Source organism: Nocardia sp. N2S4-5 (assembly GCF_044628355.1).
Lineage (GTDB): Bacteria > Actinomycetota > Actinomycetes > Mycobacteriales > Mycobacteriaceae > Nocardia > Nocardia wallacei_B.
Map to the genome: position 1 here is coordinate 2758735 of NZ_JBIUPM010000001.1, position 21780 is coordinate 2780514.

The following is a 21780-nucleotide window of genomic DNA, read 5'->3' on the forward strand; positions in this document are numbered from 1 at the left end:
GTTACTCGCTCACGGTGAAATCGAATATGCCGGAATCGAACTCGTTGTAGCGCTGGTAGTCGAGCAACTCGTACAGCCGCGCTCGGTGTTGCATGCGATCCAACAGCCCGGATTGGGTTCCGCTGTCGGCGATCTCGCGTAGTCCCCGCTCCACGGCGAACATGGCCAGGCGCAGTGTGGTGACCGGATAGATGACGGCGTTGTAGCCGAGGTCCTCCAGCGTCCGCGCCGGCAGCAGTTCGGATTTGCCGAACTCGGTCATGTTGGCAAGCAGCGGAATATTCACGGCTGCACGGAACTTGGCGAATTCCGCGGCGTCGGCCAGCGCCTCGGTGAAGATCAGGTCGGCTCCGGCATCCGCGTAAGCCTTGGCCCGGTCGATCGCCGCGGGCAGGCCCTCGATGCCGCGTGCGTCGGTGCGGGCGCAGATCACGAAGTCCGGATCGCGGCGGGCGGAGACGGCGGCCCGGATCCGCCGCACCATGTCGGCGGCCGGAACCACCGCCTTGCCATCGAGATGCCCGCACCGCTTCGGATTGACCTGGTCCTCGATATGGCACCCGGACAGGCCCGCGTCCTCCAGCAACGTGATGGTGCGAGCGGCATTCATCGGTTCCCCGAACCCGGTGTCGGCATCGATCAACGTCGGCAGATCGGTGACCCGCGCGATCTCCCGCCCCCGCGCAGTCACCTCACTCAGCGTCGTCAGCCCGATATCGGGCAGCGCGAGTTCGGCCGAAACCACCGCCCCGGACACATACACACCCTCGAACCCGACCTCCTGAATCACCTTGGCCACCAAGGGATTGAATGCCCCCGGCAACCGCTGAATCCGCCCACTACCCAGCCCATCCCGCAGCGCCCGCCGCTTTTCCCCCGCCGACCTCTCCGCCGCCATCAACCCACTCACGCCCTCCACCGCCCCTCGGTACGAACCGCCCCCACTAGGCTCGATTCATGACCGAGCCGCTGCGCTATCGCCTGATCACCGGACCCGATGATGTCGCCTTCTGTGAGCGGATCAGCAAGTTGCTCGAGGAGGGGTATCGGCTGCACGGTTCGCCGGCGGTTACCTACAACGGCACCGGGGTGATCGCGGCGCAGGCCGTCGTGTGGGATCCGCGCTGACATCACAAGATTCCCTTTCCGGTAGCCGGTGCGGTGGCGAGCACCTCGGGTGACACGGTGAATGTGAGCTGGTCCAGGTCGCCCGGCCGCAACCGCGGAGTGTGTTGCGCCGCGGCCAGGAAGCGGTCCTGTTCGGCGGGCTCGAGCACGCCCTCGGTGAGCGTGCGGAATTTGGCGATGTACTGCTCTCGGCCGAACGGGCGCGCGCCCAGCGGATGCGCGTCCGCCACGGCCAGTTCGTCCACGATCGTCTCGCCGCTGACCAGGGTCACCTCGGCACGCGCGCCGAAGGCCTGGTCCGCCGGGTCGGCCGAGTGGTACCGGCGCGTCCACTCCGGATCCTCGACGGTGCGGATCTTGTGCCACAGCGCCACGGTGTCGGGCCGCCGCGCCCTTTCCGGGCCGTACGAGCGCTCGTGATGCCACGTCCCGTCCTGCAATGCGACGGCGAAAATGTAAGGCACGGAATGGTCCAGCGTCTCGCGGCTGGCATTCGGGTCGTACTTCTGCGGATCCCCCGACCCGCTACCGATCACCACATGGGTGTGGTGGCTGGTATGCAACACGATCGAGGCGACCTGGTCCAGATCACCGATGCGCGACCGCATCCGCCGCGCCAGATCGATCGGAGCCTGGCTCTGGTACTCGGCGGAATGCTCCTTGGTATAGCTGTCCAGGATCGCGCGCTTCGGCTCGCCCGGAACAGGTAGCGGCACAGCGTATTCCGCGTCTCGCCCGCCCAGCAGCCGGGCGATCACGCCGTCCTCGCCCTCCCAGATCGGGGCGGGCGCGCCCTCGCCGCGCATGGCGCGGTCCACCGCCTCCACGGCCATCTTCCCGGCGAACGCGGGCGCGAACGCTTTCCAGCTGGAGATCTCGCCCTTGCGCGACTGCCTGGTCGCGGTGGTGGTGTGCAGCGCCTGGCCGACGGCCTGATACATGGTCTCGGTGTCGAGGCCTAGCAGCGTCCCGATGCCCGCGGCCGCCGACGGACCCAGATGGGCCACATGGTCGATCTTGTACTCGTGCAGGCACATTCCGCGCACCAGGTCGATCTGGATCTCGTAACCGGTGGCCAGGCCGCGGATCAGCTCGGAGCCACTGCGCCCGGCGTGCTGCGCGACCGCCAGGATCGGCGGAATGTTGTCGCCGGGATGCGAGTACTCGGCGGCCAGGAAGGTGTCATGAAAGTCCAACTCCCGCACCGCGACTCCATTGGCCCACGCCGCCCACTCCGGGGAGAACCGCTGCGTGGCAGGCAAACCGAACACGGTAGCGCCGGGCCGGTGCGGGTGCGCCTCGGCCTGACGCCGGGCGGTCGTGGGCGGGCGGCGGACCAGCGCCGCGGCAGCCACCCCGGCGTTGTCGATGATCCGGTTGACGATCATCTCGGCAACCTCGTCCGGCACCGCGACCGGGTCCGCGGCGACCTCCGCGATCCGCGTCGCCAGATGCTCCGCCCGGGGGAAGTCATCGGCCGCGGCGTGGGCACGTACGATATGAGGCTTCATACTTCGCACGCTACGCAGCACGGCGTGAGTGCAAAACACCTTGCAACAGCAGATTTTTGTCGGCGAGTACTGCCAATATTGCAATGTTTGCGAAGCCAGTGGGTAGCATCGGCGGCGTGCGCAAGATGTATGCGGGTGCCCGACTACGGCGGTTGCGCGAGGAACGGCGGATGACGCAGGCGGCGCTGGCCAAGTCGCTGGAGCTGTCCCCCAGCTATCTCAACCAGCTCGAGCGTGATCAGCGGCCGCTCACCATTCCGGTACTGCTGAAACTCAATTCGACGTTCGATCTGGACGTCCAGTTCTTCGCCGCCGACTCGGACGCCCGGCTGGTGTCGGACCTGCACGAGGTGCTGGTGGAGGCCGCCGGCGGCACGGCGCCGCCCGCCGCCGAGGTCGAGGATCTCGCCACTCGACTACCCGAGGTCGCCAAGACCATCGTCGCGATGCACCGCCGCCTACGTGCGGCCACCGACCAGTTGGACCTGCTGTCCTCCAAGGTCGCCACGCCGACCGGTGCGCCCGGCGTGCCGATGCCGTACGAGGATGTCCGCGACTTCTTCTACGACCACCACAACCACATCGCCCAGCTCGATCTGGCCGCCGAGCGGCTGTTCGACGAGTGCGGGCTGTCGATCGGATCGCTGGACCGACAGCTCGCCCGGGTCGCCGAGGAGCGGGCGGGGGTGACGGTGCTGGTCCGCGGCGACGGCGCCGACCCGGCCATTCCGAAGCGCCATTTCGACATCGAGACCCGGACCCTCACCCTGGCGCGGCGGCTTCGTCCCGGGCAGCGGGCGTTCCAGATCGCGACCACGCTCGCGTTCCTGCTGTACGGGCCGCTCATCGACGAGGTGCTCAGCGATACGCCGTCGCTCACCGGCGAGTCCCGGTCGCTGGCGCGGGTGGGGCTGGCGAACTACTTCGCCGGTGCGCTGGTGCTGCCGTACGGGAAGTTCCTGCGCTCGGCGGAGGAATTGCACTACGACATCGATCTGCTCGGGCTGCGCTTCGAGGTCGGTTTCGAGACGGTGTGCCATCGCCTTTCGACGTTGCAGCGGCAAGGCCAGCGCGGGGTGCCGTTCTTCTTCGTGCGCACCGACCGTGCCGGGAATATCTCGAAACGCCAGTCCGCCACCGCATTTCACTTCTCCCGGGTCGGCGGGAGCTGCCCACTGTGGGTGGTGCACGAGGCGTTCGCGCATCCCGGGCGCATCCTCACCCAGGTCGCCTCGATGCCCGACGGACGCCGATATCTCTGGATCGCCCGAACCGCCCACTCCACTCCGCGCGGGTTCGGCACTGCCGCAAAGGAATTCGCGATCGGGCTGGGGTGTGACATCGAATACGCCGACAAGCTGGTGTATTCCAAGGGCTTGCAGCTCGATGATCCCTCCGCCGCGATTCCCATCGGTGCGGGGTGCAAGGTGTGCGAGCGATCTACTTGCGCCCAGCGGGCATTCCCCCAGATCGGCCGCCCCTTGGCAGTCACCGAGACTACGTCGATCGATCTCCCCTACCCCCGGGCGGTTCAGTGACCAGGCAGCGATAACCCCCGTTACGCCGATCGGCCCGGATCGCCGATACCAATGCGGCGGAAAACCCACCGAAGATTCCGATTCCGGCCAGCAAGATTCCCACGCCGACAATGACGGTAGCGAGCACAGGAGTGCCGAAGCCGAAGTACACAGCCAGCGGGCTCGACAATATCGCGCCGATGATGCCCCCGATCAGCGCCGCGACGAGGACGGGTCGGTCTTTCATGAGTCCGACTCTAGCCTTCGAGCAGTCGGTCGCCCTCTCCAAGACAGGGCATGGAGTGGTGGGGCGGCTCAGGGGCGCGGGTGTATGCCGTTGCGGACCTCGGAGACCGTGCGGGACAACATCTGCCGGACCTGGGCGACCATGCGGGCCGAGTCCGTGGGTTTCACGGTGACGGTGCGGTCGCCGAAGCTCGCGTAGCGGCCGTCGTCGGCCCAGTCGATGATCTGAAAGTCCTTGCGGCCGTCGGTATGCCGGTTGTCGGGGCTGCCCCACGGGTACACGGCGATGTGGAATGTCGCGGTGGTGGGTCGGTCGAACAAGCGGGCCAGCTGGTCCCTCGGCCCGACGGCCCAGGGGTCGCGCCCGGCGGGCCGGTCCAGTTCCTCCACCGGGATGGACACCGGTTTTCCTTGTCCCGCAGCACATTCTGGCAGCTTCCCGACCAATGCGGAGGCCAAGCGGGCGGCTGGGAGGAACGTCAGCTGGACGTCGCCACCGGTGGTGTCGTCCGGGCCGGGTTCCTGGACAGCGATGGCGCCGTGGCGGTCGTGCACCGCGCCGTGGATGCGGATCCGGTGTTCGCGGCTACGTCCGCGAAATCCCGATACCTCGACGCGGGCCTCCGGTGCCAGCAGTACGGCGACGGCGCGTTCGAGATCCTCGTCCAACCGCGGCAGGACCGTGCCCGCTACCCGCTGCCGCGTGCGGTTGACGTCCTCCTGGGTGTGTTCGGTGGTGAAGCGGTGGGCCAAGGGGTACGGCAGCACATCCCTGCCGGTGGAATCCCACAGCACTCGGAACTCGACGGCATCGAAGCGCCATCGTCTCTCACCGCGCATCTGCCGACCCCCGCGCCCGTCTACCTGGGGATCCGAAAATGCTTCTGCCACAGCGGATTTTGCCGTACTGGCCGGTCGGTCGCACGGCCGCCGTCATGTGCCGAGAACGGGCGGCACCGTCTTCGGCAGGTCCGGTATGCCCGTCAGCTCGTCACCATGTTCCTTTGTCACCAGGTAGTCGGGAATGTCCTTGTTGCGGTCCTCGTTCTTGTCGCCCTTACCGCGGCCCGCGGCTGCCGGACCGCCCATACCGGGCAGGCCGTTGGCGCCGCCGCGACCGGCGGACGACCCGGGACGCGCACCGGCGTCAGCGGCTGCGCCGGGGCGTCCGGCGAAGGGCACGCTGGTGCCGACTCCGCCTTGTCCGATTCCGCCTTGTCCGACTCCGCCCTGTCCGACTCCGCCGGGTCCGCCCGTGCCAGCTCCACCCGGTCCACCCGTGCCGACGGGTCCGCCGATACCTCCCCGAGGCACGGTCGAACCCGGTGCGGGCGACCCCGTGGCGTTCGGGTCCGCACCGGCGGCGGTCGTCGCTGCCGCCGGGTCGGTGGCAGCCTGATCCGCCGGATTCTCCGCGCCGACCGACTGACCCGTGCCGGTCGGGTCGGGCTGCGGATTCTCCGTGCTCGGACCCTGCGTGCCGGAGCCGTCTTCGCCCGGAGTCGGTGCCACGGTTTTGCCGTCCGGACCGGTAGCCGGGATCGGGCCGCCGGAATCGGTGCCTCCAGGCTTCCAGGGTGGCGGCTGATCACCCGGCGGTCCGGGTTTGGGCTCGTTGGGCTTCGGAATGATCGGGACGTTGGTGTCGCTCTCGTGGACCACCGGCGCGTACACGGTTTGCAGCACACGCTTGGCCTCGGCGTAGGCGTTCGCGTACGCCGTGTCGTCGTTGCGCCAGCCCCGGCCGGCCACCCAGTGCCGCAGATTGCTCGTGCCCGAGCGATGCTCCGGCACATGCGGCACAAGATCTTTCGTCGGTTCCAGGCCCGTCCGCAACTCCGACAGTTTGCTACTGGTCAACGCAGCGGCCTTGGCAACCTGCGACGCCTGGGTCGTGTAATCGGTGACGGCCTGCGCGGCGGCCTTGCTCGACTCGCCGCGCCAGATGTCCTCACCGGTGGCCTTGGTCATGGCCAGCTGGAACGTCTGCAGCGAGGTCGTCTCCTTCACCCCGATCTGCCGCCACGCCTCGACCAGGTCGCCGACAGCCTTCAGGTCGATCTTGTCGACCTTCCCCCGCAACGTCGCCAGGTCGTGCCGCTCGAAATTGTCTGTGGCGGTGACGGATTGAGGCCGGAACGCACCCTCGAACCCGATCTTCGACGCCTCACCACGAACGGTATCGCGCTGCCGGTTGTACCGATCCTGCACGTCACCCGGACTGGTGGCATCGGGAATATCCTCCCCGGCAATCAAACTGGTCAACGCATGCCCCAACCGCGAGCCGATGGCGGGAAGGGACATATCGGGAATGCCGTAATAGGGGTACGACACGACGTTTACCTGCCCGTCGGATCGGTGGAGCCGATCTCACCGGCATTGTCGACGTCTTGGCCGGTGAGCTGTTTGATGGAGAGCGCCATGACTTCGCGCATGTTCTTGACGGTGTCGATGTGGTCGCGGATGATCTGGTCGACCGAGTTCGGCTCGCCCGTGGCTTGTTTCAGAAACCCGGATTCGAGGGCGTGGCCCATGTCGAAGTCACCGAAACCGGAGACATGTTGAGTCTGCCGCGCAGTGTTCAGCAAGTCGTCGAGAGCGATAAGCCGTTGGTCACATGCCGCCAAACACTCCCGTGCCACCGCCTCATCATCCAAGTACAACTCACCCGAGCGTGCTTGCTCAGCCAACTGTTGCCACTTCGCGACTTCTTCTCCAGACATAGCGCACCTTCCCTCCCTCAGGCGTCACTTCGGCAACAGGGGAACCACTTGTTCGCCGACGTTACGGAGCGATTCGCATGGATCGCCCGGGTTGTCGACGATGGCGCTGTTACCAATCATGATTTCGAATACGCCCTGAGCGGCAGGGAAAGCGACGTTGCAAGTATCGTTCTTGCTGGCGCCCTCCACCCGATATTTCCGCCCTGAACGCCCCGCGATCACCACATCTTGAAATTCGACGTTGCCTTCTTTGGTCTCTATTTCTTGCACGGTTCGATTTCCTGAAAAGACGTTCAGGTGATATTTCTTGCCCTTCCAGGCGCAGATCTCCCACCCGCTCTGGTGGACCCCCGCGATCCCGCTCTCCTTGGTCTTCGGGTCGACCCCAGCGCGCTGCAGTACATCGTCCGGAACCTGCGTGCACGGATCCCACAGCGCAACTTCGGCAGTGGTCGTCTCCGACCCCGTCGAACCGCCCCCGCCCCCACCGTCGCACGCCGCCAGAACCGGGACCAAGGTCGCCAGCAGAACTACCGCGAGTCGGCGTGTCATCGACCGCCCCCTTCAGCTCGATCCCCTGCCGCATCGTGACTGCCTGACCTTACCAAACCAGGTGCTCCGCCCGTCGCGTCGTGAGCGGCCCTAGCAGCGGGCCGGGACGCGATCTGTGCCCTCATGTCTCCGCGTTCGCCGAGTACTGATCGACCAGGAAACGATATGAATCCGCCTTCGCGGCGTAGTCGAAGATCGGGCGCAACGCAATGGTCACGTGCCGGTCCACCACCGAGGAGTAACCCGAGGCATCGACGGCTAGGTCGGCGGCGACCTGGCGAAGCAGTATGTCCATTTCGTCGTCCGTTGCGTACACCGTCAATGTGCACTCGAACGGTACCTGGGCCAGACCGTAGTCGTACCCCTCCAGCCGCACCGCGGCCTCGGCCAGATCCGACACCGGACCGAACCCCGTGACGCACGGAATCCACTGTCCCCCTCCAAGTTTGTGCACGCTGTCCTCCAGCAACAGCGCCACCGGATGAATCTCATCGCTCGACGCCGATCCAGGACCTTCTTGGTCCGGCTTCCCCAGCCCGATGGCGATCTGCCAAATGTAGTGGTCATCCGCCCCACCACTGATCCGTAGCGCCGACCTGCTTGATGCTTCCATTGCGATCCTCCCGATTCCCAATCGTGAGCGCGGCATCGACCGACCACAAACATGCTGGACCAGGAGTAGGGGCACCCCTTCGAGTGATCCCCCGAATCTCCTCTGGCGCAACATCTTGGTTCTACTTCTTCAGACGCAGCACGACGACTGATGGTTCCGCCCGATCCGGATCACCGGACAACCAATCGCTACGCTGTGACTCTCTGCTCCTGCTCATTCGCAGTTGTCGCCCGTCCGCGACCAACGCATCAGTGGATACAGCGTCCACACCTCCACCGAGCGCCGGACCACATCCATCCATCCGCCGAGGTGCGCCGGCGTCGGCACGATCACCACACCGGTGCCGGGCACGCCGAGGGAGGTCACGAGCAGGGGGAACCAAATGTCGGAGGGTTCGACGAAGATGGCTCGCAGGTCCCAGCTCCGTTCCACGGCCAAGGCGCGAATATCTCGGACGTAGCCGTCTACCGACGATGGCGACACGTCGGCGCGCACGATGCCGTAGCCGCGCGGGTTCACCGAGCGGCCCGCCTCTTCATTCGGAGAGCCACTGTTCGATGAGGTCCAGCGTCGCGGCGGAGTACAGCGGAACGCCGTCGTCGGCGTCCAACAGCACCCAGGTATGGGGACCACCGAGTCCGTGGACCAAGCGGTAGCCGGCGCGCGCCGCCCGCGCGGTGAGCAGCCGCACCGAGTCAGAAGCCGGATCGGATATCACCGGACACACCTTTCTGTCAGCTCGATCGTTATGAAAGTTCTTGGGGTGCACTAAATTCAGTCCAGTACTCGTGTCGTATCGCGTCCCACAACCGCGAGCGTTCCGGGAATTGCTCACGCATCTGCACGAGATCCGGCGCTGTGGCCGGTGCGGGCACCGACAGCAGAGGTTGCGATTCGGATAGGTTGCGGACCAACAGCATTCGAATGCGGTGCCGGTCGATCCGCCAGATCGCCTGCCAGCCATCCACTTCAGTGCGACGGTCGCTCATCCCGGACTCCCCCGTAGCTGTCGGCCGCACCGGAACAGACGAGCGGCAACGCCAGCTCGGAGAGCCGGTCCAGCACCTCGCGCAATGTTTCGGCCGTCGGAGCGGCCGGTGGTGGTAGTTCGATCCGCAACGGCGAATAGGCGATTCCACGCGCAGCAGCCCGTTCACGTGGAGTGACTGATTGCGGTGCCAGACAGGCTGTTTCGACCAAGGTGTGGTACGCCGCTGCCTTACACACGCATCGGTCGAGACGGCACTCACGGTGCCTGCGCATCTGTTCATGGGCCAACTCGGCATCGGCATACCCACACACCGCCGGAGGCACCACGATCGCGTCGTCACCCATCACGCCGCTCCACCGGACCTCGCGGGCCGACCACTTCCGGCGAATCGCCGCTGATCCACGACGCCTGTGCTGTATCCTTCTCTGCTACTTGCAAATTCGTCACCGCTTCAAACCTTCTGTGTTCGGGAACATTTCGAATCGAAGTTCAACGGGTGTGCATGCTTCGGTGGCTCATTCGAGAGCGGCCCAGACTTCCGTCGACCCAGCACGAGATAGATCTTGCTCAGGTCAGAGGGCCGAGGAACGTAGTAAGCACGCAGGTTTCAGAAATCGGCAGCAAGAGGCAACGAGGGGTGCCGTAGTGGACGTAACGATGTGGACCGGGCGGCATGTCAAGGCTCTGCGGGAAGCGACCAGAAAGACTCAGCAGCAGTTGGCGGAGGACTTGGCGTGCGCACAACGCACGGTGAGTTTCTGGGAGAGCCGCCCCGACGCGAAGGTCAGCATCGCCTTCCAAGCGCGCCTGGACAGGGTTCTGATCAACGCGGACCATGGGACGAAGAGGCGATTCTTCGAACTGACGGGAGACCCGGACGTGAACCGTCGAGACTTCCTGGCCTCGACTGCGGCAGTCGTTGGCATGTCAACCCTGCGAGGTAACGACACACCCATCGTCAGCGCTGACGCGATCGAGCATCTACGAACCACCGTCCATTCGGCAGTACAGTTGGACGACAAGCTCGGCTCCAACGCGGCGCGCCCAATTATCGAGGCGCAGGCCCAGACCTGCACGGCGCTGCTGCGCGAATGTCCGCCGAATCTCGAACATGAACTTCAGTCACTTACTGGCGAGGCTACGGCCAGCAGTGCATGGGCCGTGTGGGATCAGGGTGACTTGAAGCGCGCCGACGAGTTGTTCCAACTGGCTTACAAGCATGCCGAGGAGTCCGGGGACACAGACCTGGCGGCCGGAATCTTGTGTCACCGCACTCAATTGGCGGTCTACACACACCAATACACACGAGGCGCTGACTTGGCGGACGCGATGTTACTGATTCCTGCGCACGACGGCCGAGTCATCGATTTCCGAAGGCTTTGTGCAGCACAGGCTTTCGCAGCCAGCGGTCGCAATCGCGATGCATGGGCGCAGTTGGACCGCGTCACCGACGATTACGCGGAGCAGACGACTCCGGAAGAATCGTACTGCTACTACCAGTCACGGTGGACCACGGGCGCACTCACAGCTCGCTGCCTCGAGGCCTCGAGCGAAATGGATGCCGCAGCCGATACGTTGCAGATGATGTTGCCGCTCATCCCTGCGCACGCAAAGCGCGATCAAGCGCTGTGGAATCTACATCTGGCGAACACCGCGGCCGGGATCGACATCGACCGCGCATGTGCAGCAGCACGCACCGCAGTCGACCTCACTCGAGGGAACGCCTCGCCGCGTGTCCGACAGGTATACGCCGACACCAGGGCTCAAATGACACCATGGGCATCCGCCCGCGCCGTACGTCAACTGGACGACTACGCCGCCGGAGTCCTCGCCTGACAACTCCTCAAAACGCAGCCTCTCGACATTAGAGCGAGGTTACACATTCTATGACCGAAGAACTCGAGGTCCGACCGGACGATATCGATCGGTTCGCCAATTCCATGGTTGACTTGACGACACAATGTGATACTGCCAAGAAATACGCTTCGAACTACTTCAGCGTAAATGCCGAACAGGCCAGAATCTATGCATATGTCAAAGGCGTTGTCGACACCATGCGCGAGAATTTGATCTCCAACTACGATCACCTACTCAGACTGAGCGACGGATCGGCGATGGAGATGACGAGAACAGCGCAGATGTACCGCACCACGGAATTTGAAATAGCGAAGCGACTGGACGCAACCTACTCGGACGGTCACGGGTGATCAGACCAGAGGAAGTCCTAAAGGTGCCCGAGGCCCCAGAGCCCGTCCCGGAGAACGTGAAGTTCTGGGTGGGCGGAAACTTTATATCCCCAGCCTATTACATCTCGCAAGTACTCGAAAAACTTACCGGTATGGATGTTTTCGAATGGGCATCTTCGCAGGTAGCCGGCGACTGGGAGGCCGTACGCAGAGCAGCCGATGCGGCAGGGAATCTGAGCAGATTCAACACGGTTTACCACGACACCGTAAAAGGAGATTGGAAAAATACCGTAGCCGAGTCTTGGCACGGTAACGCTGCGGGCAGTGCGCAAAGCTACTTCGACAACCTAGCCGGAGCCGTAAAATTTCAGGTTCGCTCATTGGAGCAGATAGAGCATCATCTCACCAAAATCGCAAACTCTATGTCAGACCTCACCACCGCACTCGGAGATATGCTGCAGGAACTGGTAGATCTCGCCATCGTCGCAGCGATCGAAGCCGCGGTTGCGTCAGCGGATCCGGAACCGATCACGAAGACCGCAGCCATAGCGGCTCTTGCACTGTCTGTCGTGAGGATCGGACTGGTAATCAACAGGATGTGGTCGAAGATCGGAATTATCTACATCGCCGTGACCGGCATGGGGTCTGCCGCACTGCATCTGGTCAGCCAGACGACGCCGCAGTCGCTACCGCCCCTTCCGCAATCCACCTACGATCACCCTGGAGTTTGATATTCGATGGAGCGCGAAAACGAGACATTCGATGTAGCTCGTGGAGATGTCGGGCTATCGCGATATCTGCGCGACTCTTTGAAGAGGGTCCGATCGTCGTCGGTCGCTGATTCGGACCTCGGAAGACGGCTCGATGACGTACTCGCAGGACGCACGAGCCTACGCGAGTTCGGAATGTCCGAGGACTTCGCCAGGGTATTGGAACGAGTCTCCGATCAACCGCTCAACCAGGTGGCCGCCATGTCGGAACAGGAGCGAACCAGATTGGCCGCACAGGCCGAGGCAGAGTTGGAACGTCGAGGCCAGCAGATCGACGACTCGCACCCCGCGCCGATCGAGCACACAGCGAATCGTGACGAGATTTTCGTTTATGAGGATCCCGACGAGGCAGACGACGCATACTTTCAGGAGCGCCGGCAACGTGGCTGGCTGATTTGATGACACAGTCTCCTAGTGATATGCAGTGTGTATTCATTCCGCTGCAAGAACGTGTCGGGTCATCAGTCGGCTGGGGAGAAAAGAAGCGGATGAATCCCACGCCTGGTGTCAGATTTTTATCGCTCGAGCTTCGGGACCAGCTCCCTGGCGTCTGTAGTGAGCACGGGAAACCGGTATCGGAGCACCGGAGCGGCACAATTCGATTCCACCAGACATCCCGTGGACGTGAGCAGTGGACGCCGCGGTCGGTTCTCCGGAAACTGTTGCACGACCTCTTCTTGAACTGGGCCTATCCCGCTCTGGATGTCAACGCCATCCTGTACGGCGAGTGGCCCCTCTGCGCGGACTGCGTCCGACGACACCGCAGGTTGCGGCAACTCGGCCGTGCCTTGTTGCTCTTGGGTGGAGTGATTCTGGTGGCAGCGGTGCTCAGCCGGGTCGCAGGGTACGAGCAGTTCTCCATTCCCCTGTTTGTGGCCTTTTTTCCTTTCTGGCTGCCCGGTGGAGTTTGGGCCGCCATACTGGCTTTCGGCGCAGCGCAGCGATTCGTTCGTTGTGGACCGCTGACGGACGAAAGCATGGTTGCCATCCGTGCCCACCCGGATTTCGCCGCCGCCGTTCGCCGCCGAAATGACCCGTCCGAGTCCTGAATTGGGCTTACCGTGTGCGGGTGGCGCCCACTGAGGCTGCGATCACGCAGGCTATTCCGCTCCACTGCTGGATGTTGAGCAACTGCCCCAGCACCGCCAGCCCGGCTAATGCCGCGACGGCGGGTTCGAGGCTCATGAGGACGCCGAAGATGCGGGGTGGGATGCGGCGGAGGGCTTCTAGTTCTACCGAATAGGGCAGGACCGAGGACAGCATGGCTACGCCGAAGCCGATGGCCAGGACGGCGGGCTCGAGTAGGGCGGTGCCCGCGCTCGCTACGCCGACCGGGGCCATGAGGACGCCGCCGAAGGCCATTGCGAGGGCCAAACCGCCTCCGCCGCTGGTCTTTTCGCCGAGTTTGGCGCTGAGCAGGATGTAGCAGGCCCAGCAGGCCGCGGCGGCGAGCGCCAGCAGGACGCCGGTCCAGGCGACGGGGCCGTCGGCGCGGGTGAGCAGTAGGACGCCGCCGCCGGCCAGCACCGCCCACACCGGGTCGACCCAACGGCGGGAACCGCCCAGCGCCACCGCGAGTGGGCCGAGGAATTCGATGGTGACGGCCATGCCGAGGGGGATGCGGTCGATCGACTCGTAGAAGCACAGATTCATCGCCGCCAGCACGGCGCCGTATGCCAGAACCACCGGCAAGGCCCGGCGGTCTACGCGCAGCGACGAACGCCAGAAGACCAGCAGCACCACCCCCGCGAAGAACAGCCGCAGCCCGACCGCTCCAGCCGGCCCGGTGGCGGCAAAAAGCTTGTTCGCCACCGCGGCGCCGACCTGCACGCTCACGATGCCGGTGAGCACCAGCATGGTCGGCGGCACCCCGCCCAGGCGCTGACGCAGTCGCACTCTGGAAAGCGTTTGCGGCAGTACTGGTTTGCGTCCCCACCCGACTTCGATCGCTACCACGGGCACTCCCTTCCGACTCGCGGTGGGCCGACGCCGTGCGCTACTCCGGCAGCATCCCCCACCACCGAGACATGTCCGGGCGATGCGAAATCCCACCGCCCACTTCGTCTCCCGCGCCGACTGCCGCCTACGCTCCTCGCGCCACCCGGCGGCATGCGGCCCTTCCTTTGTACACAGGAACCGGCGACCGGACGTCAGGACTTGGCCAGATACTCCAGGCGTTCGGAGTCCACGGCCGCGTGCATCATCGTCGCCAGGCCCGGATGTTTCTTCAGGCCGGGATCGGAATCGACCACCTCGCGCGCCAGCTGTTGCGCGGCGGTGATCACCTCGAGGTCGTCGAGCAGCGACAGCAGGCGCAGGCTGCGAGCGGTGCCGGACTGCGCGGAGCCGAGTACGTCGCCCTCGCGGCGTTGGCGCAGGTCCAGGACCGACAGTTCGAAGCCGTCGAGCGTGCCCGCGACCGCTTCCAGCCGGACCATGGCGCCGCCCATCGGCGAGGTCTCGGTGATCAGCAGGCACAGTCCGGCGTGCTTGCCGCGGCCCACGCGGCCGCGCAGCTGGTGCAGCTGGCTCACGCCGAAACGGTCCGCGTCGAGGATCACCATCACCGTCGCGTTCGGGACGTCCACGCCGACTTCGACGACCGTGGTGCAGACCAGCACGTCGATCTCGCCGTCGTTGAACGACCGCATCACGCGGTCCTTCTCGTCGTTCGGCAGCCGCCCGTGCAGCAGCCCGACCCGCAGATTCGCCAGCTCACCGGCGCGCAGCGTCTCGTATACGTCGAGGGCCGCGTGCGTGGTCGGCCCCTCCTTCTCCTCGGCCGATTTCCCCTTGCGGCCCTTACCCGTTGCGCCTTCTTCCTCGTCACCGCCGATGCGGGAGCACACCACATACGCCTGCCGGCCCGCCGCCACCTCCTCGCGAATGCGTTCCCATGCCCGGTCCACCCACTTCGGATGCATCTTGGCGGGAACGACTTTCGTGGTGATGGGCGAGCGGCCGCGCGGAAGTTCGGTGAGCGTGGAGGTTTCGAGATCGCCGAGCGTGGTCATGGCGATGGTGCGCGGGATCGGGGTCGCGGTCATCACCAGCAGGTGCGGGGTGATGCCCTTTTTCGCCTTGGCGCGCAACGCGTCCCGTTGTTCGACGCCGAAGCGGTGCTGCTCGTCGACGATCACCATGCCCAGGTCGTAGAACTCGACCGCGTCCTGGATCAGTGCGTGGGTGCCGATCACGATGCCCGCCTCGCCGGTGACCGCGTCCAACAGCGCGGCCTTCTTCGCGCCCGCCGACATCGATCCCGTCACCAGCACCACCTTGGTGGCGTTCTCCGCCGCGCCCAGCTCGCCCGCGGTGCCGAGATCACCGAGCATCGCCCGCAACGACCGGTAGTGCTGTGCCGCAAGCACTTCCGTCGGGGCCAGCAGTGCGCACTGCAGTCCGCTGTCGACCACCTGCAGCATGGCGTGCAGTGCCACGATCGTCTTGCCGGAGCCGACCTCGCCCTGCAACAGCCGGTGCATCGGGTGGGCGCGGGACAGGTCGGCGGAGATCTCGGCGATGACCTTCTGCTGTCCGGCGGTCAGCTCGAACGGCAGGCGATGCTCGAAAGCCTTGGCGATCCCGTCTTTTCGGGGCGGACAGGAGTGTGCCGCGCGGCCCTCGGCGTCGTGGCGGCGCTCCGCCAGTACCAGCTGCAGGGCCAGCGCCTCGTCGAAACGCAGCCGCTCCCTTGCCCGTTCGATATCGAGTTTGTGCTCTGGCAGGTGGATCAGTCGCAGCGCGTCGGTGACCGGCATCAGCTCGCGTTCCTCGCGCAGCTCCTGCGGCAGTGGATCATCGATCGGGTCGAGCTGATCGAGTACCTGGCGCACGCAGGCCAGCACGTCCCAGCTCTGGACCTTCGCGGTGGCGGGGTACACGGGGATGTATTCACGTTCGAAGAACGAGACGTCCACGCCCTCCGCGCCTTTCGCGCTCTCGGCGAGGCCGCGCAGGCTGCCCGAGCCCCGGACCGAGGTGAGGTTCTCCACCGACTCGCCGACCTCGGGCAGGATCAGGTACGACGGGTGCGAGAGGTTCCAGCGGTCCGGACGCCAGTAGTGCACCGTGCCCGACATCATCGCCCGGACACCCTGCTTCACAAGGTAATTCACCTTGTCACCGTTGAAGAAGGTGATCTCCACGGGGCGATTGGAGCCCGTATCCAACTCGACCTTGAGGAGGTTGCCCCGGCGCTGGCGCATCGGGCGCTTCTCGGTCTTGGTCACCCGGCCGACGACCGTGATGTGAGCGCCCTCCTCGGGGGCCTCCTCGGTCAGCGGCTGGCCCTGCGTGGCGTAGCGCAGCGGGTAGTGCCGCAGCAGGTCCTCCACGGTGTGCATGTCGAAGGCGTCTACCAGCGATTCGGCGGCCTTCACGCCGAGCACGTGGTCCAGCCGGTCGGTCAGCGTCGTCATCTATTCCACCCCGATCTGCACCAGGTCAGCGGCTTGCCCGCCGTCGTAGGTGATGACCTCGACGCCCGGGAAGGTCACGGTGATGTGTTCGGTCAGCTCCTCGCTCAACCCGGCCGGGGCGGCGGCGCCGAGCAGCAGCGTGACCAGTTCGCCGCCCAGGCCGAGCATTAGGTCCAGCAGGGTGCGGGCGGCCGCGCCGGTGTCCGCGTCGATCACGACGACATCGTTGCCAACCAGGCCTAGACCGTCGCCGCGCTCGCAGGTGCCGACGATGGTGAGCGCGCGCTCCGGCGCCACTCGCAGCGCGCCCCAGCGGGTGGCGGCGGCGGCCTCCGACATGGCGAAGACGTCGTCGGCGGCGGAGCGGGCCCCGTCGTGCAGGGCCAGGGCCGCCAAGCCCTGCACCATCGAGCCGCTCGGGAGCATGAGCACGTCGCGGCTGCCGTCGCGGGCGGCGACGCTGACGGCGACGAGTTCGTGGGCGGGCAGGGCGCCGTTGGGCAGCACCACGACCTCGCGGTGCGGCATGTCGCGGATGGCGGTCAGCAGGGCGTCGGCGGTGACGGCGCCTTCCAGCACGACCGCGCCGGCGTCTTCGAACAGCCGGGCCGCGCCCAGGCCGCCGACCACCGCGAGGATTCCGCGGTCGGCCGGGCCGGGGGGCTCCTGCGAGGACAGACCTTCGATCCGGATATTCCGCAATGTTCCGGCTGCCAGCCCGGCCTCGACGGCCGCTCCCGCGTCGGCGCAGTGCACGTGCGCCGACCACGTGTCGTCGCCGTCACCGACCACCACTACCGAATCGCCCAGCCGCGCAAGGGATTCCCGGAGCGCTGTGATCCGTTCGGCGTCGGTGTCGGCCAGCAGGTACATCACCTCGTAATGCGGCCGGGCGACGACGCCGTCGCCGGCACAGCAGACCGCCGCCACGGTCTGACCTGACGAATCCGACTGCGGCGCTGCGGGAATGGTCGCTTCGGCCGAGCCGGGCACCGCATCGGTGGGCCTGATTCCACCCGCTCGATGCGTCGCCGCGCGGGCCGCTTCCGTCCCTGCGTTACCGACCGTCTCCGTTGCCACGGCACGGGGGCGCATCCGTTCGGAGCCGGGGTACTCGGGGCGGGGCGGCACCCGGCCGGTCACCGTCGTGACCAGGGCATCCAGCAGGACCAGCAGGCCGCGCGCTCCGGCGTCGACGACACCTGCCGCGCGCAGCACGCTCAATTGAGAAGGTGTGTCGCCCAATGCTTTCGACGCACCGTCGGCGGCGGCGAGCGCGACGGCCGCGAGGGTGTCCTCGGCGCAGTCCTCGGCCCGGTCGGCGGCGGCCTCCAGCACGGTCAGCATGGTCCCCTCGACCGGCACACTCAACGCGTCCCGAACCAGTACCGCCGCCCGCCGCAGCGCGATCCGCAACGTCACGGCAGTCAGCGGCCCGTCCGCCACACCCTCCGCGATCCCCCGCAACACCTGCGACAGAATGATCCCCGAATTCCCCCGCGCCCCCGCGATCGCCGCACGCGACATCGCGGTCGCCACCGCCCGCTCGAGAGACACAGCCGACGCAACATCCGCCCGCGCGGTCGACGCTTCCCCGCACACGCCCGCTTCCGCGCGAGCACTCGGCACCCCTCCTCCACCCGAAGCCGTCACCGCTTCGACTGCCTCGGTGGCGGCACGCATGGTGGCGAGCATGTTGGTGCCGGTGTCGGCGTCGGCTATGGGGAAGACGTTCAGGGCGTTGATTTCGTCGCGGTGGCGTTCGAGTCCGTCCAGGCAGAGCCGGGCCCACTGCGCTAGCGCAGCACCGTTCAACTCATCCCGGAAGCCGGGCACGTCACCGTCCTCTCGCCGTCATCGATCGCGCACACACCCCGCTCGCCAGCGTAATAGGAAGGACCGACAAGGCGGCAGCGCAGTGGGCATCGCGCGCCGGGCCGCGGCTGTGCGCCGGCTCACAGGGGAGTCGGTCGCACGCCCGGAGCACGGACCGCGATTGGACATTGATCGTGGGCCCCCGCTACTCTTGCAAAGTTGCCTCACGCGACCGGTGCCCGGTTGCGTTCGCCCGCGGATCTCCGCAGGCAGGCATTAGACGACAAGGTTTCCGGACAGGCTGTCCCGTGAAGACAGCGGTCCCCACATGACATGAAGGAGCTCGCGACTATGGCTGCCGTCTGCGACGTCTGCGCCAAGGGCCCCGGCTTCGGTAAGTCGGTTTCGCACTCGCACCGGCGCACCAACCGTCGCTGGAACCCGAACATCCAGACCGTCCGCGCGCAGGTCGCGCCGGGCAACACCCGTCGGATGAACGTGTGCACCTCCTGCCTCAAGGCGGGCAAGGTCGTACGCGGCTGAGCTGCGCGAACTACCGAACGGCGCCCCGGCGCACCCGCGAGGGTGACCGGGGCGCCGTTGTCGTTGCCGGGGCCACCCAGGGAGATCGATGACCGCACACATCTGGCGCATCGAACCACTGGCCGCCGCGCACACCCACAGCCTCGCCGAATGCCATATCGCCTGCTGGCGGGAGGCCTATCGGGAACTGGTGCCCCAGCATGTCCTCGACGCGTTCGACGTGGAGCGCCGCGCGGAGCAGTGGGAGCGTATCCGCGTGCGCTACCCCGACTCCACGGTGGTCGCCCGCGCCGGAGACACCGTCATCGGATTCGCCAGTGGCGGGCCGTCCCGGGACGACCCGCCGGTGGCGGCACGTGAAGTGAATGCCATGTACGTCCGGTCCGCTTGGTACGGCACCGGTGTGGCACACGAACTGATGCGCGCGGTGCTGCGTCCCGACACGGCCACGTCGCTGTGGGTGTTCGAGGACAATCCGCGCGCCCAGGCGTTCTATCGAAAATTCGGCTTCGAACTCGACGGCTCGCGCCGAGTCGAAGCCTTCACTCCCGCATGGGAAGTGCGGATGGTCAGTTCCCTCCGCCGATGCACTGCACGTCGGCGCTGATGCTCTGCAACGCGCACAGTCCGAAGGCGTTCACATTCGACGACAGCGAGGCCGAGCCCGTCTGCGGATCGTAGAGCGCCAGCACCGGCGCGGCCTGCTCGGTGACCATCTCCTGCGGCGCGGCGGGCTCCAGCGGTAGCGGCGCGGCCTCAGCGACCGCGGACGCGCCGAGGATGGCCGCTCCGGCGGCGACGGTGACGACAGCGCCACGCACGGACTTGTTCTGCATGCAACTTCTCCTGGTTAGCTCGAACGACACAGCCCCGGTCAGGGCAGCCGCCAATCGACCGGAGCGGCCCCCAATGTACCCAGCAATTCGTTCGTCCGGGAGAACGGCCTCGATCCGAAGAATCCACGCGAAGCAGACAGCGGCGAGGGATGCGCCGATTCGATGTACGGGACGCCGTCGAGCATCGGCTTCAAGGTCGACGCATCGCGGCCCCACAGGATCGCGACCAGCGGCTGTTTGCGGGCGACCAGCGCGCGAATCGCCTGCTCGGTCACCGCTTCCCAGCCCTTGCCGCGATGCGAGGCGGGCTGCCCGGGCTGCACGGTGAGCACCCTGTTCAGCATGAGCACGCCCTGATCCGACCACGGCGACAGGTCACCGCACGACGGCGTCGGATGCCCGAGATCCTTGGAGTACTCGGAGAAGATGTTGGCCAGGCTGCGCGGGACGGGCGAAACGTCCGGCGCCACCGAGAAACTCAGCCCCATGGCGTGGCCGGGTGTGGGGTACGGATCCTGACCGACGATCAGCACTCGCACCTTGTCGAAGGGCCGCTGGAAGGCCCGTAGTACGTTCTCGCCCTTGGGAAAGTAGCCGCGGCCGGCGTTGTTCTCGGCACGCAGGAATTCGCCCATCTCGGCTATCCGGTCGGCTACCGGTTCCAGCGCCTCGGCCCAGCCCGTATTGATGATCTCCGACAGTGGTTTTCCGCCCATGTCGGGACAACATAGCGTGGCGAGTCGCACGGCGATACCTCACCCGCCGTCCGCGAACGATTCCCAGCCGGTGGGTCCGGCCCAGGCCGCGCCGTCGACGGTCACGCCGGACCCGGGACCGACCCGCCCCACCGCTACCCAACCCGACGGAAGCGGTTGTGCGCCATCGAAAGTCGCGGCGAAGGCGTGATCCTCGCCGCCGGTCAGCAGCCAGCCGAGCGGGTCCGCGCCGAGCAGTTCGGCCACCGGAGGCAACGCCGGATCGCCGAGCGCGGCGGAGTCGACGTCGATGGCGACGCCGGACGCCGCGGCGAGATGGCCCAGGTCGGCGAGCAGGCCGTCGGAGACGTCGGCCATGGCCGTGATCGCGGCGTCGGCGGGCATGGCCAGCACGGTGTCGTAGGGCGGTTGCGGAACGCGGTGGGCGGCAACGACTTCGGGGAATCTCGTGAGATCGGCGCCAGCAGCGAGTAGCGCCAGCCCGGCCGCCGACCAGCCCAGCCGTCCGGCCACCGTGACGATATCGCCGGGCCGCGCGCCCGAGCGCAGCACCGCGCGGTCGGGGGGATCGCCGAACGCCGTCACCGAGATCACCAGCAGCGGGCTGCGCACCACGTCACCACCGGCGATCGAGGCTCCGGCCCGGCGGGCCTCGGCCCACAGGCCGTCGACGAATTCATCGATGAAGGCGACCGGGGTGTCGGCGGGGCAGCCCAGCGACACCACGAACGCGCTCGGCGCCGCGCCCATCGCGACCACGTCGGCGGCGTTCTGAGCGATCGCCTTGCGGCCGATGTCGCCGGGCGCGGACCAGTCGAGCCGGAAATGCCGGTCCTGGACCAGCATGTCGGTGCTCACGACATACCGTCCGGCGGGCGCGGCCACGATCGCGGCGTCGTCGCCGGGGCCCAGCAGCACGCCGGTGCTCTGGCTGCGGCCGCCGTTCATGCGCGCGATCAAGGCGAACTCCCCCAGTTCGCGCACGGTGCGCGGGGTGTTGTCGGTGATGGCGCTCTCCTTTCCGATGAGCCGGGTGAGCCGGGCGGCATAGACAGTACTGGCGCCGGCGCCGCGGACACCGAAACGGCGGATGCCCGTACACACCGACTGCCCACCGCCGCGGTTCGCTACGCTCGAGTCCGGAAATCCCAGCAGCGGCGCCATCGGACCGCCGGACCCGCGGCCCGATCGAGGACGAGCGGAGACGAAGCC

The 21780-nt window shown here is 66.4% G+C and carries 26 protein-coding genes; 9 read left to right on the forward strand and 17 right to left on the reverse strand.

What is annotated here, in order from left to right; genetic code table 11:
- Nucleotide 1 precedes the first annotated feature (1 nt).
- Nucleotides 2–910 (reverse strand): methylisocitrate lyase, encoded by a 909-nt coding sequence (prpB, locus tag ACFMRZ_RS12295; RefSeq protein ID WP_400179244.1) that lies wholly within the window; start codon nt 908–910, stop codon nt 2–4.
- 47 nt (nt 911–957) lie between these two features.
- Between prpB and ACFMRZ_RS12300 the strand changes: the two genes are divergently transcribed.
- Nucleotides 958–1128, forward strand: coding sequence for a DUF1737 domain-containing protein (locus ACFMRZ_RS12300; protein WP_280273259.1), 171 nt, complete (start codon nt 958–960; stop codon nt 1126–1128).
- Nucleotides 1129–1130: 2 nt separating this feature from the next.
- Here the strand turns inward: ACFMRZ_RS12300 and ACFMRZ_RS12305 are convergent, their stop codons facing one another.
- Nucleotides 1131–2639, reverse strand: a complete 1509-nt coding sequence (locus ACFMRZ_RS12305) for an MmgE/PrpD family protein (protein WP_400179245.1) — start codon at nt 2637–2639, stop codon at nt 1131–1133.
- Nucleotides 2640–2755: 116 nt separating this feature from the next.
- Here ACFMRZ_RS12305 and ACFMRZ_RS12310 point away from each other — a divergent pair, with 116 nt between their 5' ends.
- Nucleotides 2756–4177 (forward strand): short-chain fatty acyl-CoA regulator family protein, encoded by a 1422-nt coding sequence (locus ACFMRZ_RS12310; protein ID WP_280273257.1) that lies wholly within the window; start codon nt 2756–2758, stop codon nt 4175–4177.
- A gap of 294 nt (nt 4178–4471) precedes the next feature.
- Here the strand turns inward: ACFMRZ_RS12310 and ACFMRZ_RS12315 are convergent, their stop codons facing one another.
- The 9 genes from ACFMRZ_RS12315 to ACFMRZ_RS12355 all read right to left on the reverse strand — a co-directional run bounded on the left by ACFMRZ_RS12315 (nt 4472) and on the right by ACFMRZ_RS12355 (nt 9625).
- A complete protein-coding gene (locus ACFMRZ_RS12315) occupies nt 4472–5242 on the reverse strand; it encodes an ESX secretion-associated protein EspG (protein ID WP_400179246.1) in 771 nt (256 codons plus the stop codon).
- Between the two features lie 93 nt (nt 5243–5335).
- On the reverse strand, nt 5336–6736 hold the full coding sequence (locus ACFMRZ_RS12320) for a hypothetical protein (RefSeq protein WP_400179247.1): 1401 nt from the start codon (nt 6734–6736) through the stop codon (nt 5336–5338).
- A 5-nt stretch (nt 6737–6741) separates the two neighbouring features.
- Nucleotides 6742–7125: a hypothetical protein gene (locus tag ACFMRZ_RS12325; protein WP_400179248.1), complete on the reverse strand. Its 384-nt coding sequence runs from the start codon at nt 7123–7125 to the stop codon at nt 6742–6744.
- A 24-nt stretch (nt 7126–7149) separates the two neighbouring features.
- On the reverse strand, nt 7150–7677 hold the full coding sequence (locus tag ACFMRZ_RS12330; protein WP_400179249.1) for a DUF3558 domain-containing protein: 528 nt from the start codon (nt 7675–7677) through the stop codon (nt 7150–7152).
- 121 nt (nt 7678–7798) lie between these two features.
- Nucleotides 7799–8155 (reverse strand): hypothetical protein, encoded by a 357-nt coding sequence (locus tag ACFMRZ_RS12335; RefSeq protein ID WP_400179250.1) that lies wholly within the window; start codon nt 8153–8155, stop codon nt 7799–7801.
- 348 nt (nt 8156–8503) lie between these two features.
- On the reverse strand, nt 8504–8809 hold the full coding sequence (locus ACFMRZ_RS12340) for a hypothetical protein (protein ID WP_400179251.1): 306 nt from the start codon (nt 8807–8809) through the stop codon (nt 8504–8506).
- Between the two features lie 16 nt (nt 8810–8825).
- On the reverse strand, nt 8826–9008 hold the full coding sequence (locus ACFMRZ_RS12345) for a hypothetical protein (RefSeq protein WP_280366943.1): 183 nt from the start codon (nt 9006–9008) through the stop codon (nt 8826–8828).
- 28 nt (nt 9009–9036) lie between these two features.
- The gene (locus ACFMRZ_RS12350; RefSeq protein ID WP_400179252.1) at nt 9037–9279 is read right to left on the reverse strand and encodes a hypothetical protein; all 243 of its coding nucleotides are present in this window, start codon (nt 9277–9279) and stop codon (nt 9037–9039) included.
- Nucleotides 9260–9625 (reverse strand): hypothetical protein, encoded by a 366-nt coding sequence (locus ACFMRZ_RS12355; RefSeq protein WP_400179253.1) that lies wholly within the window; start codon nt 9623–9625, stop codon nt 9260–9262. Before ACFMRZ_RS12355 ends, ACFMRZ_RS12350 begins: the two co-directional genes overlap by 20 nt.
- A 301-nt stretch (nt 9626–9926) precedes the next feature.
- On the opposite strand from ACFMRZ_RS12355, the gene ACFMRZ_RS12360 reads away from it, so the two are divergent.
- The 5 genes from ACFMRZ_RS12360 (at nt 9927) to ACFMRZ_RS12380 (ending at nt 13286) form a co-directional block, all read left to right on the forward strand.
- Nucleotides 9927–11117 carry a hypothetical protein gene (locus ACFMRZ_RS12360; RefSeq protein WP_400179254.1) on the forward strand — a complete coding sequence of 397 codons (1191 nt, stop codon included), beginning with the start codon at nt 9927–9929 and terminating at the stop codon, nt 11115–11117.
- A gap of 50 nt (nt 11118–11167) precedes the next feature.
- Nucleotides 11168–11488: a hypothetical protein gene (locus tag ACFMRZ_RS12365; protein ID WP_400179255.1), complete on the forward strand. Its 321-nt coding sequence runs from the start codon at nt 11168–11170 to the stop codon at nt 11486–11488.
- Nucleotides 11489–11544: 56 nt separating this feature from the next.
- Nucleotides 11545–12198: a hypothetical protein gene (locus tag ACFMRZ_RS12370; RefSeq protein ID WP_400179256.1), complete on the forward strand. Its 654-nt coding sequence runs from the start codon at nt 11545–11547 to the stop codon at nt 12196–12198.
- A gap of 174 nt (nt 12199–12372) precedes the next feature.
- Nucleotides 12373–12636, forward strand: coding sequence for a hypothetical protein (locus tag ACFMRZ_RS12375; protein WP_400179257.1), 264 nt, complete (start codon nt 12373–12375; stop codon nt 12634–12636).
- Between the two features lie 416 nt (nt 12637–13052).
- The gene (locus ACFMRZ_RS12380) at nt 13053–13286 is read left to right on the forward strand and encodes a hypothetical protein (protein WP_400179258.1); all 234 of its coding nucleotides are present in this window, start codon (nt 13053–13055) and stop codon (nt 13284–13286) included.
- A gap of 7 nt (nt 13287–13293) precedes the next feature.
- Here ACFMRZ_RS12380 and ACFMRZ_RS12385 read toward each other — a convergent pair whose 3' ends face one another.
- The 3 genes from ACFMRZ_RS12385 to ACFMRZ_RS12395 all read right to left on the reverse strand — a co-directional run bounded on the left by ACFMRZ_RS12385 (nt 13294) and on the right by ACFMRZ_RS12395 (nt 18494).
- Nucleotides 13294–14133, reverse strand: a complete 840-nt coding sequence (locus tag ACFMRZ_RS12385) for an EamA family transporter (protein ID WP_400179259.1) — start codon at nt 14131–14133, stop codon at nt 13294–13296.
- A 254-nt stretch (nt 14134–14387) separates the two neighbouring features.
- Nucleotides 14388–16658, reverse strand: a complete 2271-nt coding sequence (recG, locus tag ACFMRZ_RS12390; RefSeq protein WP_400179260.1) for an ATP-dependent DNA helicase RecG — start codon at nt 16656–16658, stop codon at nt 14388–14390.
- A complete protein-coding gene (locus ACFMRZ_RS12395) occupies nt 16659–18494 on the reverse strand; it encodes a DAK2 domain-containing protein (RefSeq protein ID WP_400179261.1) in 1836 nt (611 codons plus the stop codon).
- 330 nt (nt 18495–18824) lie between these two features.
- Here ACFMRZ_RS12395 and rpmB point away from each other — a divergent pair, with 330 nt between their 5' ends.
- Nucleotides 18825–19016, forward strand: a complete 192-nt coding sequence (rpmB, locus tag ACFMRZ_RS12400; RefSeq protein ID WP_011210730.1) for a 50S ribosomal protein L28 — start codon at nt 18825–18827, stop codon at nt 19014–19016.
- An 88-nt stretch (nt 19017–19104) separates the two neighbouring features.
- Nucleotides 19105–19623, forward strand: a complete 519-nt coding sequence (locus ACFMRZ_RS12405; RefSeq protein WP_400179262.1) for a GNAT family N-acetyltransferase — start codon at nt 19105–19107, stop codon at nt 19621–19623.
- Here ACFMRZ_RS12405 and ACFMRZ_RS12410 read toward each other — a convergent pair.
- The 3 genes from ACFMRZ_RS12410 to ACFMRZ_RS12420 are packed head-to-tail and all read right to left on the reverse strand — an operon-like array spanning nt 19586 to nt 21576.
- Entirely contained in the window at nt 19586–19852 is a 267-nt protein-coding gene (locus ACFMRZ_RS12410) for a hypothetical protein (protein WP_280273238.1), read from the reverse strand. The genes ACFMRZ_RS12405 and ACFMRZ_RS12410 overlap by 38 nt on opposite strands.
- A gap of 38 nt (nt 19853–19890) precedes the next feature.
- Entirely contained in the window at nt 19891–20568 is a 678-nt protein-coding gene (locus ACFMRZ_RS12415; RefSeq protein ID WP_400179263.1) for a uracil-DNA glycosylase, read from the reverse strand.
- A gap of 39 nt (nt 20569–20607) precedes the next feature.
- On the reverse strand, nt 20608–21576 hold the full coding sequence (locus ACFMRZ_RS12420) for a thiamine-phosphate kinase (RefSeq protein ID WP_400182841.1): 969 nt from the start codon (nt 21574–21576) through the stop codon (nt 20608–20610).
- Between the last annotated feature and the right edge of the window lie 204 nt (nt 21577–21780).